14 protein-coding genes are annotated in these 22497 nt (G+C 46.6%); 7 read left to right on the top strand and 7 right to left on the bottom strand.

Annotated features, from left to right (window positions below; genetic code table 11):
- Positions 1-188: 188 nt before the first annotated feature.
- Positions 189-668: a DUF4442 domain-containing protein gene (locus tag L0U89_RS13725; protein ID WP_008630478.1), complete on the bottom strand. Its 480-nt coding sequence runs from the start codon at positions 666-668 to the stop codon at positions 189-191.
- Positions 669-767: 99 nt separating this feature from the next.
- Between L0U89_RS13725 and L0U89_RS13720 the strand changes: the two genes are divergently transcribed.
- From L0U89_RS13720 to L0U89_RS13710, 3 genes are all read left to right on the top strand, one after another.
- Positions 768-1574, top strand: a complete 807-nt coding sequence (locus L0U89_RS13720) for a M48 family metallopeptidase (protein ID WP_234862042.1) — start codon at positions 768-770, stop codon at positions 1572-1574.
- A 73-nt stretch (positions 1575-1647) separates the two neighbouring features.
- Positions 1648-2271 (top strand): bifunctional nicotinamidase/pyrazinamidase, encoded by a 624-nt coding sequence (gene pncA / locus L0U89_RS13715; protein ID WP_234862041.1) that lies wholly within the window; start codon positions 1648-1650, stop codon positions 2269-2271.
- Positions 2272-2326: 55 nt separating this feature from the next.
- Complete coding sequence (locus tag L0U89_RS13710; protein WP_234862040.1) at positions 2327-3094, top strand: DUF2490 domain-containing protein; 768 nt, start codon at positions 2327-2329, stop codon at positions 3092-3094.
- A 120-nt stretch (positions 3095-3214) separates the two neighbouring features.
- On the opposite strand, the gene L0U89_RS13705 is transcribed toward L0U89_RS13710, so the two are convergent.
- The 3 genes from L0U89_RS13705 to L0U89_RS13695 all read right to left on the bottom strand — a co-directional run bounded on the left by L0U89_RS13705 (position 3215) and on the right by L0U89_RS13695 (position 15029).
- A complete protein-coding gene (locus tag L0U89_RS13705; protein ID WP_439651569.1) occupies positions 3215-4240 on the bottom strand; it encodes a PorP/SprF family type IX secretion system membrane protein in 1026 nt (341 codons plus the stop codon).
- Positions 4241-4313: 73 nt separating this feature from the next.
- Entirely contained in the window at positions 4314-14000 is a 9687-nt protein-coding gene (locus tag L0U89_RS13700; RefSeq protein ID WP_234862038.1) for a T9SS type B sorting domain-containing protein, read from the bottom strand.
- Positions 14001-14576: 576 nt separating this feature from the next.
- Positions 14577-15029 carry a hypothetical protein gene (locus tag L0U89_RS13695; protein WP_008630485.1) on the bottom strand — a complete coding sequence of 151 codons (453 nt, stop codon included), beginning with the start codon at positions 15027-15029 and terminating at the stop codon, positions 14577-14579.
- Positions 15030-15368: 339 nt separating this feature from the next.
- On the opposite strand from L0U89_RS13695, the gene L0U89_RS13690 reads away from it, so the two are divergent.
- Genes L0U89_RS13690 through L0U89_RS13680 form a run of 3 tightly spaced genes read left to right on the top strand, consistent with a single transcriptional unit; the run spans position 15369 to position 17873 of the window.
- Positions 15369-16148 carry an MlaE family ABC transporter permease gene (locus L0U89_RS13690; RefSeq protein ID WP_008630487.1) on the top strand — a complete coding sequence of 260 codons (780 nt, stop codon included), beginning with the start codon at positions 15369-15371 and terminating at the stop codon, positions 16146-16148.
- A 4-nt stretch (positions 16149-16152) separates the two neighbouring features.
- Entirely contained in the window at positions 16153-16893 is a 741-nt protein-coding gene (locus L0U89_RS13685) for an ABC transporter ATP-binding protein (protein WP_234862105.1), read from the top strand.
- A gap of 20 nt (positions 16894-16913) precedes the next feature.
- The gene (locus L0U89_RS13680) at positions 16914-17873 is read left to right on the top strand and encodes an MlaD family protein (RefSeq protein WP_234862037.1); all 960 of its coding nucleotides are present in this window, start codon (positions 16914-16916) and stop codon (positions 17871-17873) included.
- A 90-nt stretch (positions 17874-17963) separates the two neighbouring features.
- On the opposite strand, the gene L0U89_RS13675 is transcribed toward L0U89_RS13680, so the two are convergent.
- The gene (locus L0U89_RS13675; protein ID WP_234862036.1) at positions 17964-18611 is read right to left on the bottom strand and encodes an ROK family protein; all 648 of its coding nucleotides are present in this window, start codon (positions 18609-18611) and stop codon (positions 17964-17966) included.
- Positions 18612-18754: 143 nt separating this feature from the next.
- Positions 18755-20134, bottom strand: a complete 1380-nt coding sequence (locus L0U89_RS13670) for a linear amide C-N hydrolase (protein ID WP_234862035.1) — start codon at positions 20132-20134, stop codon at positions 18755-18757.
- Positions 20135-20462: 328 nt separating this feature from the next.
- On the opposite strand from L0U89_RS13670, the gene L0U89_RS13665 reads away from it, so the two are divergent.
- Complete coding sequence (locus L0U89_RS13665; RefSeq protein WP_234862034.1) at positions 20463-21986, top strand: sulfatase family protein; 1524 nt, start codon at positions 20463-20465, stop codon at positions 21984-21986.
- A gap of 25 nt (positions 21987-22011) precedes the next feature.
- Here the strand turns inward: L0U89_RS13665 and msrB are convergent, their stop codons facing one another.
- Positions 22012-22434 (bottom strand): peptide-methionine (R)-S-oxide reductase MsrB, encoded by a 423-nt coding sequence (msrB, locus tag L0U89_RS13660; RefSeq protein WP_234862033.1) that lies wholly within the window; start codon positions 22432-22434, stop codon positions 22012-22014.
- Positions 22435-22497: the final 63 nt, after the last annotated feature.

Here is a 22497-nt window from a genome sequence, read left to right as displayed (position 1 = left end):
TACTTTCTCAAACTGTCTTCTTCATGCCTAAGTTACGCAAAAGGCCAGCTTTTCAATATTGAATGATTTTATGGTTGTGATTGAATTTTGTTGTGGAAATAATCGGAGTAGCGAGTGGAATTCAAATTAGCATGGGCTTGAAAATCAGCCCCGATGCACGTGGATATTCCAAGTTGTACTGCAAAATATCAGGACTTCCGCTTGAATGACCAGGTGACGTAGAATTTTGCAACTGTTTCACCTTGAGGATTCTTTCCTTCTGATACCATTGTCAGGCTTCCTGTCTGTCCTGCAGCCAACCCATCGATCAGGGCGAATAGTTCTTTGCCTTGGTTGCAGGTGAAGCTGATTTTTTGGTTTGCCTTTTTGTGGTATTCCGCCCTGAAGTCGACCACAAGCATGCTGTACTGACCTTTTCCAGCCATGGAAAATTGGCAAAGAGCGCCGGTGCTTAATTCGGCTGCCCCGGCCAATGCCGCAAAATAGATGGATTTGAAGGGGTTTTGACTGCGCCAAAAATAGGGAATGGTAACCACACATTTTTCCTCGCTGATCTCCTTGACCTTAAGCCGCCAAAAAACTGCCGAAGGCAATTTGATAAACATGGCCCACCAAAATATAAAGGGATTGAGCATACGTGAGCGGTATTTTTTGGCAGCTTCGGTCATCGTTTTGTCTATTTATGAAACTTGAAGATAAAGAAAAACCCAAACTCATTTTTGAAATGGCATCTTTTTTGGGCAATTTCGGGCTAAAAATAAGCGTATATGATTCGGAGAATTTTTGCAATCGTGCTATTGGGATTGGTCATCTATGCCTGTGCAAAGGTGCCCATGAGCGGAAGGTCACAATTGGCCTTGGTAAGCAATGAGGAGCTGTTGCCAATGGCCTATCAGCAATACAATCAAGTATTGAAGGAAAACAAAGTAATCACCAACACGCCGGATGGTCAGATGGTGGTAAGGGTAGGAAAAAGAATTGCCGCGGCTGTGGACCAATACATGAAGGAAAACGGATATGAGAAGGAAATGCAGGGCTTTGCTTGGGAATTCAACTTGATTCAAGATGCTATCGTGAATGCCTGGTGCATGCCAGGAGGGAAAGTAGCATTCTATACCGGGATTATCCCAATTTGCAAAGACGAGACCGGAATTGCGGTGGTGATGGGGCACGAAGTCGCGCACGCGATAGCGCACCATGGAAGGGAAAGAATGTCCAATGCCATGGTGATGAATGGACTTTTGGGAACTGCCCAAGCAGCGATGGGACAAAACCCAACCCTGACTCAGAGCATCTTCCTACAGGCTTTCGGAGCCGGTGGCGAACTTGGAATGTTGTCGTTTAGTAGAAAACACGAACTTGAGGCAGACCAACTCGGGCTAAATTTCATGGCGTTGGCTGGATATGATCCAAGAGAAGCGCCTGGATTTTGGGATAGGATGAATCAGGGTAAGGAAGGGGAGGCTCCACCGGAATTCCTCTCTACACACCCAGGTCCAAACAAACGTAAGGAGGAATTGATCAAACAAATGCCGATTGCTTTGGAGTATTTCGAGAGGAGCAAGGCGAAATAAACCAAACACGAATCAGGATACTTTTCAAGGGGAGAAAACCCGGGAGAATGTCCTGATTTTTAATTTAAAGCCTATGAAAGCATTGATCATCGTTGATGTACAGAATGATTTTATTCCGGGCGGAGCCCTTGCCGTCAGGGATGGCGACAAAGTGGTACCGATTATCAATCGTCTTCAACGACACTTCGATTTCATCGTCGTTACACAGGATTGGCATCCCGCTGACCATGGTAGCTTTGCCGCAAACCACCCAGGAAAACAGCCGGGAGAGTTGATTGATTTGCATGGACTGCAGCAGGTGCTTTGGCCGGTACATTGTGTCCAAGGCTCGAATGGCGCCGAGTTTCATCCTGGTTTGGTTAGGGACACTTGGAAACGTGTCTTTAGGAAAGGAACCGATAGGGACGTGGATTCCTATTCCGGTTTTTTTGACAACGGAAGAAGAGGTAACACCGGCATGGGGGAATTTTTGAAAAAGGCAGGCGTGGATTCTGTTTTTGTCTGTGGGCTCGCGACGGATTTTTGTGTCAAGTACACCGTTTTGGATGCAGTTTCGCTGGAATTTGACACTCATTTGGTGAAAGACGCCTGCCGCGCGGTAAATCTTGATCCTGCCGATGAAGTGAAAGCGATCGAACAAATGCAAGCCGCCGGGGCGACAATTACAACTTCCGAAGAAATACTGCGCCGTTTGTGATTTAGATTACTTTTGGTTGGGTGGGCAGGCTTACATTTGTGGCAAAAATTCACCAGTGAAAAATCACGCCTTCAGGGTATTCTTTGCCCTCATCCTATTCGCGTTCTCGCATTCATCCTTTGCACAGAACAACCGCGCCAGCGAATCAAATGCAATCGGTTGGTACGGCCTTTTTATGACATACAAAGTCGATGACAAATGGAGTATCCACGGTGAAGTACAACTGCGTCGCACAGAATGGATTGCATCTCCGCAACAAAATCTCTACAGGACAGGAATCAATTATAAAATCCATCCTCAGGGGACGTTCAGAGCAGGTTATGCCTTTGCCGACACCTATAACTATGGTTCCGAGCCTATCCAGTCAAACGGGATACGCTTTCCAGAACATCGGGCCTATCAAATGCTTCTTATCAATAATCCAATCGGGAGGGTCGCACTTTCGCATCGTCTGATGCTCGAGCAAAGATGGGTAGGCAGGAGTTTGGATCCCAATGCCACCCAATTTGACGAATGGGTATATAGCAACAGAATGCGCTACATGCTGCGCGCTGATCTACCTCTCAAAGGCCCGACCTTGGACGATAAGGAGCCATATTTGGCAGTTTATGACGAGATATTAATCGGATTTGGGAAAAATGTGAACCAAAACGTATTTGACCAAAACCGGTTTGCAGCAGTCGCAGGAGTCAGGTTTTCAGGAAAATACAGACTGGAAGCAGGATATTTTAGCCAAATTCTCCAATTCGGAAGATTGGTTGGGGGAAAAAATTATTTCCAATATAACAGGGGCCTAATCGTCAGCAATTTTGTGAATTTTTGATTCTTTAAACAGATGGCAATGAAACTTCTAGCCTGTTAGCATAATTCTGCATTGTTGGAAAATTCTTCGGAATCATTTTGCCCTAATCTGGAAAATTTCATCCTTCCGACGGGAAAACAATTAGAATCTGAAACAAGGAATAATCGTACTCCTTCTGTTGCGCTGGTTTGGATCACCGAAAAGGAAGGAGTAGCGAATAGAAACCTCATGTGCGCCACCGGATTGGGAAAGACCTAACTTGGATGTCGTAAAGTCGAAGCTGTATCCAATATCCAGTCCACTCTCAAGTGTCAATCCCAAAAGCCCGATCAATGCCTCTTGGTTGGGCAAATTGTATTTCACCGGAAATCCGCGATACCATACACCGACCACCAAAGGTTGAATAAAGAATTGTGTCCCGATATCCAGCTGATTGAATGGATTTTGATGTTTGTAATTGAACGCTAAAAACAGTGCACGTTCCTGACGCGAGTTGCTGAAATAGTTGTTAATAAATCCCTCGCCTAAATCAATCTTGATACCGCCATGGCCGGAAAGTTTCATCGGGAGCTTGCTGATGTTCCCGTCAATGAAGGAGGTGTTTGGTTGGGTAAGGTGGTGACCGGCCACGCCGAGCCACAAGATTTCGTTGTGGAAAAGCATCCCGAAATTGTAGTCCATGAAGGAGTGCCTGTAATCATCCGTCAAGAGTTCGCCGCTGATTGGATTGATTACGCCCCGATTGATGTCAAGCTGCGAACCAAAAACCAGATCCCCAAAATAGGCGTCACGGGTGATGAAACTTGCCTGCCCGCCAAACCTCAAAAAAGATTCAAATCCCAACTGCAGTCTGTAGGAGTATGTAAGTCCGACTTCATTGGTACTCAGCTTTGCTTTGCTTTCCCTGTTTCCATTGAAAATCAAACCAATGCCGCTATTGATGTCAAACATATAGTGGTCCATGTAGGCGGAGTAGGAATTGAAAGAATGGTCCAAACCCGGCCACTGATTCCTGTAATTTGCCCCAATACGCGTCAATTCGGTATTGCCCGTGAATGCGGGATTAAGAAACAGGGGCGCAGCATAGAACTGCGAAAATTGGACATCTTGGGCCTTAGCGAAGTAGCCAAGCCAGATGCCGAGGATTGTAAGTAAAATTCGCTTCATCATAACCAAAAACTGTTTGGTAGAACCAATCATTTGAACTTATCATATAGAAAGCCTTGGTATTGCATGGTGACTACAATACCAAGGTGAATACTCCTGTCTGACTGCCTTTTTCGCCATCCATGGCTTTGAAGACCAGCTTGTACACATAATTTCCGTTAGGGCTCAATTTGCCGTTGAGTGTACCATCCCAGCCTATTTCTTTGCTGGTAGTGGTGTAGATGAGTTCGCCCCACTTGTTGAAGATCAACATCTCAAATTCATCGATACCTCTCATCTTCGGCATGAAGTAGTCGTTTAGCCCGTCGCCATTTGGTGTAAAGGCATCAGGAACAAGGATTCTGTAGGAAGCCAATACCTCGACCACAAGACTCGATTCGGAAGAGCAGCCCAAGGCGTCGAAGGTCTTGAGGGTGATGATGTAGACCCCGGGTTTCTTGTAGGTATGTACAGGGTTTTGATCGGTGCTGGTATTGCCGTCACCGAAATCCCATTCCCACGACACGACATTTCCTAGGGTCTTGTCCACGAACTGTACAGGGTCGTTGACGAGAATTTCGCCGAACGTGCCCAAGGAGATGATTGTGTAGGTGAATTCTGCTTCGGTAAATGCCAGCGGCTTATCCACAACTCTGGATACTTCGACTAGACATCCATTTCTGTCAGTGACCACAGCGCGTATTTCACCAGCGTCGTAGAAGTTGGTTTCCAACACATTGGCAGATCCTGTGTTCCATTCGATTTTGTAGTCAGGGGTTCCGCCTTTGATTTGCAGCCAAGCAACGCCAGTCAACAACTTGTTCTCACAATCCACATCCCAACGCGTGAACAGCCTCACTTCCAAGACAGGTGGTTCTTTGATTTCAAATGTTTTTGTGACTACACACCCATTGAAATCTTCGACTTTCACTGTATATGTTCCTGCGCCAAGATTGGACCTATTGTAGCTTTCAAGGCCAGGAACGTCGGACCAAGTTATTTTATATGGTTGGATACCGCCCACTACGTTGATATTGATGTAGCCGTTTTGATCACCATGGCAATCCAAAATGTCGCTGTAGTCATCAATGATCTGCAAGGGATCCGGTTCGTTGATCGCAAAGCTACCACCAGTGGTACAACCGTTTCTGTCGGTGATGATGACGCTGTAAGTACCTGGAGCCAAGTTTCTAACCACACGGCTGTTGGCGCCATTTGACCATTTGTAGGAGTAAGGTGCAGCCCCACCGGTCACTGTAAGTGTAATCGAGCCATTGTTTTGACCAAAGCATCTTACATCCACCACGGTCTCGCGGAAGTTGAGTAATTCTGGCTCACGGATGTTGTAAGTTCCTGTGACGATACAGCCGACTTCATCTTCGACCGTCACTGTGTAAATACCAGCCGCAAGGTTTGTTGCTGTTAATTGGTTCTTGAGTCCATGGCTCCAAGATACTTTGTAAGGAGCCCTTCCGCCAGTTATCTCAACTTGGATCATGCCGTCTTGTCCGCCAAAGCAGGAGACCGATTTGATCGCAACCAAGCCAACCCTCAGGTTCAATGGCGGAGCAATTTCTGCGGTACCCATGACGGTACAGCCATTTGCGTCGGTTACTACCAATTCATAAGTACCAGGTAGCAAATCAGTGATCGTGGAGGTAGTATCTCCATTCGACCAAAGGTATTTGTAAGGACCCACGCCACCTGTGACATCGGCGATGATTTGTCCACGCTCACCTGCGGTACAAACAGCCATTTTCCCGCTGAATTGCAGATTCATCGGAGGCGAAGGAACAGGAACATTGTAGGTGCCTTGGACCACGCAACCCTTGGCGTCTGTTACGACGACCGAGTAAACACCCGGTAGCAATCCAAACAAGTCTTTGGTGGTGGCGCCATTGGACCAAGCATAAGTATATGGAGCGGTGCCGCCTTTTACTTCAAGTACCAGTTCCATCACGCCGTCAAACTTACACAACTCACTTGAGGTGAATCCCTTGACAGACAGTTCCTCGGCGGGTTCTTTTACCTCGTATTGGATGCTGACAAAACAAGAGTTCTCATCGATGACAAATACCGTGTAAAGTCCAGCCCTCAAACCTGTGATTTCTGGAGTATTGCGACCGTTGCTCCACTGGATATTGTATTTGCCCGTTCCTCCTGTAATGTTCAATTTAATGCGACCGTCGGATCCGAACTTGCAGGAAACATCTACCAAGTCCACCAGATCTACGATCAATGGCTTAGGCTCGTCAATGTCGTAGGTTTGCGTAACAGAGCAGCCTTTGGCATCGACAACCGTTACGGTAAACGAACCGCCGGATTTACCGGAAATTCCTCTCGTGGTTTCGCCCGATGACCAGCTATAGGTGTAAGGACCCGTTCCGCCCGTTACGATCAACTCGATGCCGCCATTGCCTTCACCGGCGCATCTCACGTCACTGACAATTCCAGTTACAGTGAGCGGTTCTGCAGGCTGCGTGACGATGTATTCTCGGATAACCTCGCAACCTTTCGCGTCCTTAATGACGACTTGATAAACCCCGGCGGGTGCATTTTGAAGATTTTGTTGAGTACTGACGACCGCGCCTGTGGCTTTGTCAGTCCAAACAAATGAGAATCCTCCATTTCCTCCTGTGATTTCGAGATTCATCGCACCATCACTTCCACCAAAGCAACTCACCGGGATAGAGGTTGCGGTTACAAAAATGGGATCTGGCTGTCTGATGACGACATTGCTTCTGATGATACAGCCATTGGCGTCAGTGACGACCACCTCATAGTTTCCAGGAGCTAGGCCTGTTCTGGATTCACTTACATTTCCGTCAGACCACCTTACGCTGTATGGGGCCGTACCGCCGGAGATTGTAATGGAAGCCTCGCCGTTGTTTGCCGCGTAGCAAGTGATGTCAGCAGAATTTACAGAAAGATTCAGCGCAGGCGGCTGCGTGATTTCCACTTCCTGGATAGGAGAGGAGCAACCATTTGCATCCATGACAAAGACAAAATATTTCTTAGGTCTAAGTCCTGTTGCTGTCAAGCTACCATATTGAATTCCATCAATAACCAATGTGTAGCCTGGCTTTCCGCCCGACGCCACCACACTGATGGTTCCGTTTTGGGAGCCAAAACAATTGACATTCGTGCTACTTAGAACAAAGTCAACAGGAGTGGTATCCTTGACCTCATAGGTTTCGGAGGCAACACAATTGTTTTCGTCCGTTACTGTCAGCGTGTAGAGTCCAGCGGGTACATCGGTTAAGTCTTCAGCATTCCCGACAACTTGACCCGTGGCGTTTCGCCACTCATATCTGTATCCACCGGATCCACCAAGGACATTTACCTTGATTTGTCCATCCGATCCGCCGAAACAAGAGATATCGATGATTTCTTCAAGAAGGATTTCCACAGGATCAGGATTTTCGATCGAGATAGCAGTGGTCCATTCACAGCCTTTTGAATCCACGACCCTGATGGTATAGGATCCAGGCGCCACGTCAGAGAAGGTCACATCGCCGCTGACTGGTACAGGGATTTCAGTTCCATTCAAGAAAGCCCTGTATCCTCCGTTACCGCCAATGATTTTTAGTCCAATGTCTGAAACGTCCCCAAAACAAGGTACCTCATCGAGATAGGTCACAGTCGCTGACAAAGGAGCTGCAGGCTGCGCGATAACAATTTGAATGACATCGGATCGGCAGGTTCCGTTCATAGCGAAGGCGTTGTAAACACCTGCTGTGAGCCCAGTGACCGTGTTGCCGGCAATTTCCTGGCCATTGAAGAAAATTCTATAGGTAGAAAATGCCCCGCCGGATGGAGAGAAAGTGATTGTTCCGTCGTTTCCTCCGAAACAAGAAACATCTGTAGGTACTGCTGCGAGGATTACCTGTGGCGGTTGAGCCAATTCAACGGTCTCAATAATATCCGCACATCCTCCGTCGGATATTTTATAACGATAGAATCCTGCCACGAGCCCACTAATTGAGGTTTTGTCAGCATGTGCCGGTACAACCGAGAAGGCTGAATTATCCGGAGAATAGGACCATTCGATTATGTAAGGTTTGGTTCCACCAGTGATTTGGAGGGAAATACCTCCAGTACCACCGAAGCAAACGATGGACTGGAGGTTTGCGGTAGCCTGCAATGGCAGCGGTTGGCCAAGGGTTCTCGGAGGAATATTCACCGAGCAGCCATTGGCATCAACAGCACTGAATGTATAAGTTACATTTGCCAGCAGGTTACCAAACACTAGGGCTTGATCATCTAGGGCACTATAGGTATTTCCTTGGAAGGTAATGGTGTAAGGCGCCGTCCCTCCGGTGAGGGTAAGCGTAATGCTGCCGTCGGCAGACTCAAAGCAGCTCAGGTCTTCTGTCACGATAGATTTCAGGCTCAACGGAGAAGCCGGTTGCGTCACGTTGATAATCACGTCATCTGATTTACAGCCGCGGACATTGTCTACCGCATAGACGATGTAGGATCCTGCCTTGGCAGGGAACTGGTTGCCGAAAATCTGGCTACCGTTGACGAAATAGGTGAAATTGGTAGAGCTTCCGGACGACGCTGTCAAGGTCACTTGGGCGGATTCGCCGAAGCAGAGTATCGGATTGGCCACTGAGGTCAGCGTTACAGGTATTCCATCGGCGATTGTGACGGTGTCTGTGACGACGGAACAATTATTTGCCTCAGTCACCGTGTACCGATATTGACCGGCCGTTACGCCTTCAATGCGTCTGTTTGTCTCGGTCAAGGTTTCCCAGGTGCTGGTACCAGCATTGAATTTTTCCCAAAGAATCGTGTACGGTTCTGTTCCACCTGAAATGGTGAGATCTATAAATGTAGTACCTCCCACACAAGCGATCATGCCCGCAGTGGCAGCAACGGCCAAGGTTGATGGTTGTGAAATGGTAACCGTCTCAGTCGCCAAGCAGACGCCATCTTTGTCCCGCACTTCTAGCGTGTAGGAACCGGCAACCAATCCAGAGAAGGAATACTCCGTATCCTCCGCCATCGCTGATAGTGACTGTGTTGGACCTGAAAGCGGAGTCAGCAATGCGGTGTAGTTTGGTCGGCCACCAAGTACTTTGAACCTGATCGCACCGACATTTCCGCCGAAGCAGTTCACATTTTCGGCAACCAAATCAGAAATCTCCAAAGGTCTGGATGGTTGGGAAACAACGACCAAAACCGGATCGGATTCGCAACCAAGGTTGTCGACCAATTTGATTAGGTAATTTCCTGGAGCAATGTTGATGAACGAAGTTTGGGTGGCTTGGGACACCCCGTTCACAAATACAGTGTATGTTCTGCCGCCCTGTACCGTTGGATTGACAACTTGGAATAGGCCGTCATTTGCACCGAAACAGCTTACATCTTGGGATGTGACCGTGAAAGTTGGTTTGATTGGATTGATGATGGTAAACGTGCCGATCCTGTCTGGACAGCCGGCATCGTCGACCAACCATTCGTAGTCACCTGCTGGGAGGTTCTCGAATAGGAAGCTTCCGGCATCTTCATTGACAAATTCCTTCAAATAGCCATTGATCGAAGTGACACGAATGGTCTTACCGAGCGATCCTCCGGCGAGGTTCAGGGTGAATCTTCCCAAGTCTCCCTCACAGACTGGCTGCACAATGGAGGTATTGATTACAATTTCATCAGGTTGGTTGATGATATAGTCTGGAGAGTTGATTTTACAGCCACCGGCGTAGGTGATTTCCATGAAATAGGTGCCAGCGATCAGGTTACCCAGATCTGCCTCAGCTATTGGAATAAGCCCGCCTATGATTGGCCTTCTATACCACTGAACCACGATTCCTGTGGTATTACCAGATACTGCAAACCTGATCGCTCCGTCAGACCCCCCAAAGCAGGTCACATGTTTTTCTACTTCAGCATCGAAAACAGGTGGATTTGGTTCGTCGATTGTGATGGTGGAGAAATCCTCGCAACCTGCAGCATCCGTTACTTTGACGTCATAAGTACCCGCAGTCAATCCGGAAAGGATTGAGTTGGTAATCACTTGCCAAACGCCACCCACAAATATCGAGTAGGTGTAGGAAGGAACGCCGCCAATCGCATTGATGAAGAGGATACCAGATTCACCAGGACAGCTTGCGTCCTGTGGATTGGTAAACAAAGTCAAGGGCTGGCTTGGTCCGGGAACGCTGTAGGTTTTGGTTACTGTACATGCGCCAGAAAGGCTGTACTCTACTCTGTAGAAGCCCGGAGCCAGATTTGTGATCGTGTTGGTGTTTTCTGCCACAATCGAATTGTCTGCCAATTTGATCCACCTGCTCGTACTCAAGCCCGGAATCCATCCCACAAAATCTACTTCGATGCTGCCATCAGTGTAAGCGCAGCTTGGACCAGATATATTCACTAAGTTGATATCAAGAGGATCAGGCTGGATGATTTCGATGTTTTCCAACCTGGTGCTACATCCATTGGCGTCTGTGACCGTTACGCTGTAAATTCCTGCGCTGAGGTTTGAAGGATTCTGGTTGATAAATCCATGATCCCAACTGAAGAAATACAAGCCTGTACCGCCGGCCACGTTGATTGTGATTCGGCCATCATTACGGCCATGACAAGTGACATCATCTTTTGACACAAGCGTTACTACCAAAGGTGCGGGTGCGGCGAGGTCTATGATCCGTTCGTTGGTACAGCCGTTGGCGTCTGTTACAAGTATTTTGTAGGTTCCCGACCCAATATTTGATAGGGTAGGGCTCGTGCCCGGGATCGGGTCAAAAACGCCGGGACTTGTCTCCTTTTGCCATTGGATCGAATAGGTCGGCACGCCGCCACCGATTTGTACCTCGATCCTGCCGTCTGTGGAATCAAAGCATTTCGGCTCGATTTTGGTCAAAAGGTTGATGACAATCGCACTTGGAGGTTCTGAAACGAGGATGTCCTTTAGCTCTTTTATACATCCGTTGGCATCGGTGACGGTCACATTGTAAAGACCTGCAGCCAGACCATTGATGTTTTTCTGGGAAGAGGTGAATCCGCTAGGTCCTGTCCAGGCATAAGTATATGACCCAGTACCACCGGAAACGGCAATGTTGATCGCACCTGTACTTTCGCCAAAGCATAGCACGTTGACAGGTGGTCCATCCAAGCCAAGCACCAATTCAGGTGTAGGAGGAATAGTGAACGTCTCCTGGACAAAACAGGAGTTGTTTCCGACATCAAATACCTTTACGGTATATTGACCTGGACCGACGTTGGTAAGGTTCTGATCTGTGGAAATAACAGTTGAGAAATCACCTGCAACAAACCATTCCACACCCAAACTGCCGGTACCACCACCGATGGTGATGCTGATGCCGCCGTTTCCTTGGCCAAAACAGGTTTCTTGCTGGATAACTGGATTACTGATAGAAATCCCTGGGAGCGAGGTAATGTCGAAGTTGATGTTTGGAACCACACATCCATTTGCATCGCGGATTTCGACAAAGTTGTTGGTAGATGCGCCTAATCCTCCGATGGTGACGTCACCAATTGAAGTTGTTGTGAAGGCTCCCCCGTTGAGTGAATAAGAATAGGGTGCGGTTCCGCCTGAGATCGTAAAGCTGACCGAGCCTGAGAATTCCCCCGCACAAACTACGTTGACGATGGTCGGTGGCCCAACTGCCAAAGGTGCCGGCTCGGTTACCGTGTAATCTTTTGAGACGGTACATCCGTTGGCATCTGTTACAATAAGTCTATATACTCCGCCTGAAAGGTTGGTCAAATCCAACTGTGTCTTTCCAGCCAAATCCGTGAAAACGCCAGAAATTTCCTTTTGCCATTGGTAGCTGAGGGGAGCGGTACCACCACTTGCGGTTAGACCAGTGATTGATCCATTGTTGTCTCCTGCACAAAGGATGTTAGTAATCTGTAGGTTATTCTCGTTGATGACCAATTGTGGCGGATTGGTTACATCTACAAAATCCGTGATCGCGCAATTCGTCCCGTAGGAAATGACGACTTCATACTGACCTGCTGGTAGATCGTCAAACGTGACATTTTTGCCCGTTTGTGTTATTGTGTTGACGGTTACGTTAAAACCGTTTCCTGAATCGTTGATTCTGACTCTGATTTTTCCGTCTGCGGCTCCAAAACAGGTAGGGTCGGTAATGGTATATTCCACGGCTGGAGCATCTGGAACTGGAATTTCGACAGTATATTCTACCTCACATCCTTTTGAATCTCTGACCCTCACGGTATTTGTGCCGGCAGGAAGGTTGAATGCTGTGGCAGTACTTTCTCCATTGCTCCATAGGTAGGTGAATCCTCCCCATCCGCCAGCAACGTTGAAAATCCGGGCGGATCCATCGTTGGATCCGGCGCAGGTGAGTCCCTTAAGAACTTCTGTTTGTGCGCTGATTGGTCCTGGAGGGCCATCGATGGTTACATTTAGTACTATTTTACATCCTTGTGCATCAGATACTTCTACGGTGTAGTTTCCGGGTGCAAGGTTTGATGCCGTCCGCGTTGTTTGTCCATCGCTCCATCTGAATTTGTATCCACCCCAGCCTCCGGAACGGTTTACCCTCGCGGTTCCGGTATTGGTGCCGTAGCATATTTCGGAGGTCGTGGTGACGGATGCGGTGAGCGGTGCGGGTGGTGCAGGCACGTTGACTGTATAAGTCAAGGTACATTCAGGGTAATCCCCACCTCCATGCCTTACTACAATGGTATGCGTGCCAGCACCAAATCCTGTAAATGTTCTCTCTCCATTGGTGGCACCGATCGAAATGCTTTGGTTGCTGTAAGCAGTGGTACCATTGGGTCGGATGATGTCTACACGAACTTCATTTGGCGGAAATGGAAACGCCATAAACAGGCGGTTCACTTGAAGCCTGATAGTCCCGTTGGTTTCACCGAAGCAAACCACGCCGGTAGCTGAAGGGACGATGTTGAGCAATTGCTCGTTTGCGATGTTGAAAACCAGCTCTTCGGGACAGTCGGGCAGTCTATATCGATCCGAAATCTCTAACACATAATCACCGGCGGCAAGTTGGTCATACCTGATTTGTCCCCCTGGAGCTACGATCCAATCCGTCACATAGGTTCCGTTGGACCTTCTGATTCTGAACCTTACCTCACCTTCGAAATCACTGGCGTCAAAACTTACCCCACCGTTTGCGACGCAGGTTTCAGGAAAAGTACCAGCACCAGATGCTGGATTTAAGACAAGAGGCTCGACTTCTTCGATCTCGATCTCTGTAAGCTCTTTACAACCTGTCGCGTCGATCACTTCAACGAGGTATTTTCCCGCAGGAACGCCACTCAGGTCAATATTGCGTCCACTGATGATATTGGTGCGGACAAGTGTGTTTGATTCATCATAAAAATTGATCGTAAATGGAGGTATACCATTTTCGATCGTTCCATATACTATCCCAAAAGTTTCTCCAGCACATTGTTGGGCTTCCTCATAAAGTATATTGAGGATAAAATTGGTGCTGCCCTTGAAGTTGATGACCTCCGTGTAGGTATTGCCAGCTGCATCGGTGACGAATAGTGTATAATCTCCTGCTTGGGCCTGCTCGATGGTACTGAATTCACTTTCGGTCAGATTTGCATCCGTTTGGATGACGTTGCCACCATAACTCCATACATAGGTGTATGGGGCAACACCGTTTCGTACGCGTATTGACGCCCTTTTTTCACATTCGGAAAAAACAAATACGTCACGGATAATCGGGGCTGCTACCGCTTCGTTTACAAGGGAAAGCATCCCAAGCAAGAGGAAAGCCCAAGCGAATGATACAGCGTAAAATTTTTTCATAATGATCCAATTTTTAACAAGACCCTTTGGATGAGGTCAAGTCATGCCACGAACCCGTTCATAACATTTAGCCCAATTGGAAGGAAATTCTGCAGGGTGATCAAACAGCAGCTGGCGAATTGGGTGATTAATCCAGCTATTTTGTTTCGGGTATTTTGCAGAATACTCCTTGTAAAAGGTATTTCGCTCTTTAATATAAAATTCTATGCATTTTATATATAGATAAAAGAAATACTTTGAATTGGGTGATTCAGAGTAATAAATGGAATAATATTCTTAATTCAAAGAATCAAAGCAAAAAATTAAAAGCTGCATTCTCAACATTTGTCTGGCCTGGCAATGCCTTGTTTTTTTCCGGATTTGGCAGGATTTCCAAAAAGGCGACTTAGAAATTATGCGCGGGCCATTGATAAAGGATAAGTTATTTACAAAAACGGTTTGACGTTGGACAAAATAAAATCCCGACTTGTCGAGACAGGTCGGGATTAAATATCGAGGAAAAATATCGCTGCTGTTTTGGGTTCAAAAGTTAGCGAAAAACGGAAATCAAAACCTTTCTTGAACTTGAGTGAGGTTTCACACAAGCTCCTTGATTTCGATTCCTTTTCCCCTGAAATCAGCCTTTTCGCCTTTCCTTAGGTTCCAAAGTGCAGCCACCAAGGGAGAGTCCTTGGAAACGAGCTGATAATCCACTCCGTCCATGACTACTTTGCCCATGGGGATGGAAACCCAAATTCTGCCCATCGGAACTTCGAAAAGTGTTCCTTCCTGAATGGAGTCTAGCTGCTTGATAGGAACCGCATTTAATTGGGCCAGCATTGCCTTGCTGGAGGACAGTCGTTTTTCCAGAATATCCCTCGTTTGGTGAAGCATTTCTTGGTGGGTTTCAAACTTGTCACCTGCAGAGCTTTTCTCCTCCACTTCGGATGATTCCTGCAATTCCGCCAATTGGCGCTGGATGTCTTTGATTTGTTCCTTTAAAATCTCCTGGGCTTTTGCCAGTAAAGAAGGTTTGGTCGTCGTATTCATGCCGCAAATTAAGTTGAAAATTGGGAGAAATGGAATTCTTTTAAGCATATGACCTTACGAGATAGATTGGGAGAGACTGCGGTTGGAAAGCGGTCGTGGGTGAAACTGTAATCATGGTAATTTGCAGGTCCCATCCAGGCTTGATGGTTGGCGTAGGAAGTACCATCGATAGGTTTCCTGAAAATATTGGAAATCCCATTTGAGCCTACTTTCGTCAATTTTCAAAGGTCATTTGCTTTTCTCGACTAATTTACCGAAACTGACTTTAATCATGATTTTCGCTGATTAACATTGGTAACTTAAGCTAGCCAATTGATCAAATTTGGTAAAGGCAGAAAAATGAACCCGCTTAGTACATATATCAAAGAGAGTCCGTTTCTTAAAGAAATAGGAGAGATCGCGCTATTTACCAAGCGTTTTTTCAAGGAAATAGCGAAACCCAAACAAGAATATGCCGAATTTCTCAACCAATGTTTTTGGATCGGCTACAAGTCGCTCATCCTTGTGGGGGTAACTGGTTTTATCATGGGGCTTGTGCTCACGATTCAATCGCGGCCGACGCTTGTCGAATTTGGTGCCGAATCCATGCTGCCCTCCATGGTTTCAGTTTCCCTTATCCGGGAAATTGCCCCTGTGATCACTGCACTGATATGTGCTGGGAAAATCGGTTCTGGAATCGGGGCCGAACTCGGGTCCATGCGTGTCACAGAGCAAATCGACGCGATGGAAGTCTCCGGAACGAATCCTTTCAAATACCTGGTTGTGACGCGGGTGATGGCCGCCACGTTGATGCTTCCAGTGTTGAGTAGCCTCGCAAATGCGATTTCACTATATGGTGGATACCTTGGTGCAAACATTCGGGGAAATGTGAGTTGGAATTTATATTGGTTTCAGGTTTTCAATGTCCTGAATTACGGGGATGTTCTACCCTCCCTGATCAAGACTTTCTTCTTCGGTTTCGCGATCGGCATCATAGGATGTTACAAAGGCTATTATTCCCAAAAAGGCACCGAGGGTGTGGGACGGTCCGCGACTACAGCGGTAATCGTCGCCTCGTTGCTGGTATTTATCATCGACCTGATTGCAGTACAGATCACAGATTTACTTGGACTTACCTAGACTGATGATGGAAAATGCACCAATCATAGAAGTCCGCCAAGTCAACAAGTCATTTGGCAAAAACCACGTTTTGCGGGATTTTTCCATGGATGTCAACCAAGGCGAAAACCTTGTAATCTTGGGAAAATCAGGCTCTGGGAAATCCGTTTTGATCAAATGCATCATCAGGCTAATCGATGCAGACTCTGGCTCGATCAAAGTATTGGGTAATGAAATAAATGGCTTGGATCAAGAACCCTTGGACGATCTCCGATCCAAAATCGGTTTTCTGTTTCAGAGCAACGCATTGTATGATTCCATGACCGTTCGACAAAACCTTGAGTTTCCTCTACGGATACATTGGACCAAAGAGGAAAGATTAAAAAATGGGTATAGCGCCGTGATGGAAGCCTTGACGGATGTGGGACTTGCACATACCATCGATATGATGCCGAGCGAGCTGTCGGGTGGTATGAGAAAACGGATAGCCTTGGCGAGGGCCCTGATATTAAGGCCTAAAGTAATTCTCTACGATGAACCCACGACCGGACTCGATCCAGTTACGGGACGAGAGATCAGTGAACTTATGGTTTCCGTGCAGAAGAAGTACAATGCGACTTCTGTGATTATCTCCCATGATATGAATTGCATCCGCATTACATCGAATCGGGTAATCATGCTGATTGAAGGTCGAAATTATGCCGATGATACCTTCGAAAACCTGAAAAAATCAAATGATCCGAAGATAAAAGAGTTTTTCACCTAGTGACTATGGAAAGCAAAATGATGAATACCGCAAAATTGGGCGCGATGGTGTTGGCCGGATTGATATTCCTGGTAATGATGCTCTACATCATTGGCAAGAATCAGAACATATTTGGCTCATCCATCACCGTTGTGGCTGTCGTCGAACACGTCAGCGGCCTGGTTCCTGGCAATGACGTCCGATTCCAAGGCATCAATGTCGGCACCGTCAAGTCGGTAGAAATGGTCAACGACTCTACCATTCACGTGACAATCTATGTGCTCAATAAAATGCGGCCTTTCATCCGAAAGAACGCCATGACAACCATCAACACCGATGGCTTGATGGGGAACAAAATTATCCAAATCGTACCACAGGCGGGAGACGCACCCCCAATCGAGGAGGGCGATATTCTCTACGCCCAGCCTGGAGTCGATCCCGATCGCATATTCAAGGCCTTGGATGTGACTTCCGGTCAAATTGCCAAGACATCTGAAAACCTATTTGAAATCACTGAGCGGATCAAGCTTAGCGAAGGTGTTTGGAAGTTGTTGGGGGATACGACCATTAGCGAGGAGTTGAAGTCAACCTTGGGCGCATTCAGAGCTGCGGGAAGTCAAGCAACGACTCTTGGGAAGACCGCCAACGAGATGTTGCATACCTGGGAAAACGGAGGCGGACTTGTCAACAGATTATTTACGGACTCAGTCATGAGCAATAGTTTTTTCAAAACCATCGAAGATGCCGAAAAGGCCACTGCTGAAGCAAATCGTACCATTTTGGAAATCAAAGCGATGGTCGCTGAAGTGGAAGCAGGGCAGGGCACCGCGGGCTTGATTCTGAAGGATTCTGCCACCCGTGAATCCATCCATCAGAGTATCATGATGATCGAAAAAGGCGTGGAGGAGTTCAATATCAACATGGAAGCAATGCGGCACAATTTCCTTTTTAGAAGGTATTTCAAAAAGTTGGAAAAAGAGCAGAAAAAATCCCAACCATAACCAGACAAAGTGCTAAAGTCAAAAACACAGGCCATCCGATTTTCAGCAAAGGACTACCGAAAGAACAGATTTAGTCTGGATAATCTGCCTTTACTCCCACAATTTAAACCCCCCATCAAACGCAAGATGGTTGTTTCCAAGACGACAGCCTTGAGGAATGGTTTTCAGCAATTTGGAGTTGCCGCCGCCCAACACAATATCGTCGGGTAAAAATGCATCAGCAAACCGCTCCACCACTGAGTGAACGTGCTTTTCCCACTTTTCCGGCCCGAGTTTGTTCAGTCCCCTAAGCCCGAGATAATCCTCGAAGGTTCCTTTTTTGTAACTGAGGTGGGCCAATTCCATGGGCAGGATTGTACCTTCTGCTATGATCGCGGTGCCAAGCCCGGTTCCGAGTCCCAAAAAAAGCAAAACCCCTGAGCCCTCATAAGATCCCAGGGCCTGCATGGCAGCGTCATTTAGGATTTTTACCGGTTTTCCAAAGGCTTTGTTAAAGTCAAATCCAACCCAGCCATCGCCAAGGTTTTTAGGTTCTGTCTGGATAAGTCCGTGCTTGATAACTCCTGGAAAGCCCATTGAAATGACGTCATAATGCCAGTCTTTGGTCATTTCAATGATCCCGTCCACCATCATCTGTGGTGTCATGGTAGGACCGGAGGGAAGTTTCCTGCGTTCCTCAGGACCCTCAATTTTAGCCTTTACGTTAGTGCCTCCGATATCGATTACTAGCTTGTCCAATTCCTTGCATGTTTTTGGGATGGCAATTTAATTAAACTCGGATTGCCTGCCAACCCAAACATTCGCTGAATTTGGAAATTGACCGCATAAATTTGGAAGCCAGCCTATTGTATTTTTGAGTGGGATTTTCGTTTACCAGGCTCTTATTTAATTCTGACGGTGATATCAGCAGCCGTTCGTAAATCGATTTTTGCATCTACATACCTTGGGATATTCCCGGAATGGAGACTTTGTGTTCTGAGAAAAGAAAAGCCGTTTGAGTTTGCATCAATTTTTGCCTCGAGGTTACCTTTGAATTCGGTGTCTTGAAAACAGGCCATGGCTAACTGCGCCTTCGGCATATTGTAAATCACGCGAATGGTTTCTTTTTTTTCGACAATAAACTGTCCGGACTTCACCCCCAAACCGGCCTGATTTGGCTGCTGATCTGGTTTGAATATATAGCTGACGAGTCCTGAAGGCTTGTTTGTCACAAATTTCACCACTAAGTCCACTTGGTATTGGGTGTAGACGGTATCTAAAATTGATATTGAGGGATCTATCATATGTTGGACAAGCGAAGCCTCGTCCAGCCTCAATCGATCATATTTAAGTCCCAAAGCGAGCAGGTTTGCATGTGTACCTTGGTTCATAGGATTCCAATTGATGGATTTTGTTTGAATGGGACTCGCCAAACTCATTGAATTAGATTTAAAATCAAAGTCCGCCAAACAAACCTGCCGGGTTTGGGGATATGAGTTTGTTTTGATATAAATGCACCTTTCCTCAAGGTCATACACGACTCCCCATTGGGTTTTCTGTTGCCCAGCCTTGTTTGCGGAAATATCCAATAGATCAAAGCTCAGGTTTACATCCATCTGAGGGATAGCACCCAGGTGCCCCATCAAAAGCATGTATTTGTTGAAAGAGCTATTTTCTGATTTGGCAGATTTGTCTTCGCTTTGGGAAAAAAACTTCTGTGCAACTTCGCTCGATACCTGTGTCATGACTTGGAATTCACCCTGTTTTTCGGAAAACCTAACCTCACCATCTACAAAATCGATGATCGCCGAAAAGCCGCAGGGGTCTGCAATCAGGTAATGTACGGTTTCCAAGGGTCGTATGCGAAGCCGATGGATATTTGCAATTACCTCACTCACCGACCCAAAGTTGTCCAGTTGATATTGGATCCACTCAAGCTCTGAAATACTTGGAGCATTTGTTTCGGGATATTCACTCGTACCCAGAAAGAGGTGCTCCACGACCAATCCTGCCTCGTTGATGCCTCCAATCGGAAATTCCTTTCCAAATTGATTCAAAGTGATTGACCCATAGATCGAGGTCCATTTTGCTTTATCATCAGGATGGAATCCATAGGCTATTTTCGCTTGTCCAGGTAGATTTTGGATCAGCATGCCATGTCCGCTTTTCGAGTCATGATTTTTGGCCAAAATACCCTTGGTACCATGTACGAAAAAGGCAGTATTGGCAAAGCACTCAATGAATGCCAAAGACAGCAACAGTGTAACGATGTAAGCCTTCATTTTTACCAAAAATTGAAAACCAGTCAATTGAATTGAATATTGTTCAATTATTTTGGTGGTTTATGGGTGAATAATGGGAGATAGATTTTATTCTCTGATTAATATTTCTGTAAATATATAAAAAAATGTATTTTAAATACAAATTAAATTTCTACATATGAAATTAAACCGAAACTTTAAATACTTTTTGCTAAGGTATTTACTCAAACAGGAGGGGTCGACATTATCCGTAAGATCATCTCTTCAGGTTGACAATCGCGGATTGACGGCAAAGAGATCGCCCTAAATTGCCGAAAAAGTTTAATTTCGATCCAATCCTCTTGCTTATATGAAAATCCTCTTTGCGATATCTATACTTTTGTCCGGGTTTGTGCCAAAAGCCGAGTCAAGTCAGACTTCAAGGCCAAATATTTTATTCATCATTGCGGATGACTGGTCTTTCCCGCATGCAGGAATCTATGGAGACAAGGTTGCGCGGACCCCAACCTTTGACAGGATTGGGACCGAAGGGGCGGTTTTTTTCAATGCCTTTACAGCTGCTCCGTCTTGTTCTCCCGCACGCGCAGCAGTCTTGACAGGAAAATATCCGCATCAATTGGAGAGTGGGGGCAACCTGTGGTCCGAATGGCCTGCCAAGTTTCCCACCTATGTCGACTTGGCAGAGAAGAACGGATATTTCGTAGGTTCCACACGAAAAGGATGGGGGCCGGGAGATTTTCAGGTATCCGGTCTTTCGGATAATCCAGCAGGAAAGAATTTTGAAGATTTTGACGCTTTCCTTACGGAAAGACCTAAAGACAAGCCCTTTGTGTTTTGGTTTGGAAGTCAAGATCCGCACCGGGATTACGAGCCCAATACCGGAATAAAGGCAGGGATGAGGTTGGAGGACGTTGATGTTCCTGGATTTCTACCGGATCTTGCCTGCGTAAGGAACGATATTTTGGATTACTATTTTGAAGTTGAGCGTTTTGACAGGGAGTGTGGGCATTTGATCGCAACCTTGGAGCGAATCGGCGAATTGGATAATACTGTCGTCGTCATTACCTCAGACAATGGGATGCCTTTTCCAAGATCAAAGGCAAATCTTTATGATTTTGGCGTAAAGGTACCTTTAGCTATTCGGTGGCCTACGAAGATTCGAGCAGGCACCAGAATCGAGAGTTTTGTTAACTTGATCGATTTGGCGCCATCATTTTTGGAAGCGATGGGGATTCCGATTCCAAATATGAGTGGAGACAGTCTTTGGCCCTTGTTCGCTGCAATCCAACCCGGCAAGGCTGAGGTATTTTTGGAAAGAGAGCGGCACGCCAATGTCCGAAAGGGGAACCTCAGCTATCCAGTTAGGGGTGTTCGAACCGATCGATACCTCTACATCCGAAATATGATGCCAGATCGCTTGCCATCAGGAGATCCCCATGTACATCAGTCAGTAGGCCAATACGGTGATGTCGACAATTCGATCACAAAATTTCTCATCATGCAGATGCAGGGCAAACAGAACAACGGACTTGATTTCTTTGAACTATCGTTTGGCTTGAGACCCGAAGAAGAACTGTACGATGTTGTGAAAGACCCCTACCAGCTAAATAACCTCGCATACAGCGAAAAATACAGCCCTGTAAAGGAGGAACTCCGCGAGAAACTAATTAACTGGATGAGGGAAACGGGAGATCGAAGGTTTTCCGATCCTAAAAGTACCTATTGGGATGATTTGCGGTACACGCCTGATTATCAAATGAAAGATGTTGATGTAAGGTCTGAGATTGAGAAATACAGGATTGAACCTCCAATAGGTAAGTACTCGAAAACCGGCATCCCGTGCATCAACGTAAGTTCTGACGACAAACAATAGAAATTCCGGCGCGTCAATTGGCCGGTTACTCCTCAGGTTTTTTGAAATCCATCGATGCAGAGTTAATACAGTAGCGGATGCCTCCACGGTCTCTAGGGCCATCCGGGAACCGATGCCCCAAGTGACCGCCACAGTTGGCACAAAGAATTTCCTCCCGAATCATAAAATGGGAATAATCCATTTGCACCAGGATGGCTTCTTGTCGTATGGGTTCCGTGAAGGATGGCCAACCGCAGCCGCTGTCATATTTTGCCGAAGAGCGGAAAATTTCATTTCCGCAGGCTTTGCATTCATAAATTCCCGTGTCCTTATTGAGGTAGTATTGTCCCGTAAATGGCCGCTCGGTGCCTTTTTCACGGAGAATATGGTAACTCATTGGATCGAGTTCTTTTTTCCATTCGCTTTCCTCTTTTTGGATGGGGAAATCGATTTTTTTATTTTTTCCCATGATGCTGGTTGGCTTGCTTGATTTGACTTTCTTCCATTTTCTTAACCCCGTCAATTTTGTTCT

Origin of the sequence: Mariniradius sediminis (assembly GCF_021491425.1) — a bacterium.
In the GTDB taxonomy this organism is placed as follows: domain Bacteria; phylum Bacteroidota; class Bacteroidia; order Cytophagales; family Cyclobacteriaceae; genus Mariniradius; species Mariniradius saccharolyticus.
Note: the sequence above shows the minus strand (reverse complement) of the source record. Positions and strands in the feature narration are given on the sequence as shown.

Coding starts and splice junctions, on each gene's coding strand:
- L0U89_RS13685 (WP_234862105.1), top strand. CDS start 16,153: ATGATGGAAAATGCACCAATCATAGAAGTCCGCCAAGTCAACAAGTCA.
- L0U89_RS13705 (WP_439651569.1), bottom strand. CDS start 4,240: ATGAAGCGAATTTTACTTACAATCCTCGGCATCTGGCTTGGCTACTTC.
- L0U89_RS13680 (WP_234862037.1), top strand. CDS start 16,914: ATGAATACCGCAAAATTGGGCGCGATGGTGTTGGCCGGATTGATATTC.
- pncA (WP_234862041.1), top strand. CDS start 1,648: ATGAAAGCATTGATCATCGTTGATGTACAGAATGATTTTATTCCGGGC.
- L0U89_RS13670 (WP_234862035.1), bottom strand. CDS start 20,134: ATGAAGGCTTACATCGTTACACTGTTGCTGTCTTTGGCATTCATTGAG.
- L0U89_RS13665 (WP_234862034.1), top strand. CDS start 20,463: ATGAAAATCCTCTTTGCGATATCTATACTTTTGTCCGGGTTTGTGCCA.
- L0U89_RS13690 (WP_008630487.1), top strand. CDS start 15,369: ATGAACCCGCTTAGTACATATATCAAAGAGAGTCCGTTTCTTAAAGAA.
- L0U89_RS13695 (WP_008630485.1), bottom strand. CDS start 15,029: ATGAATACGACGACCAAACCTTCTTTACTGGCAAAAGCCCAGGAGATT.
- msrB (WP_234862033.1), bottom strand. CDS start 22,434: ATGGGAAAAAATAAAAAAATCGATTTCCCCATCCAAAAAGAGGAAAGC.
- L0U89_RS13720 (WP_234862042.1), top strand. CDS start 768: ATGATTCGGAGAATTTTTGCAATCGTGCTATTGGGATTGGTCATCTAT.
- L0U89_RS13725 (WP_008630478.1), bottom strand. CDS start 668: ATGACCGAAGCTGCCAAAAAATACCGCTCACGTATGCTCAATCCCTTT.
- L0U89_RS13700 (WP_234862038.1), bottom strand. CDS start 14,000: ATGAAAAAATTTTACGCTGTATCATTCGCTTGGGCTTTCCTCTTGCTT.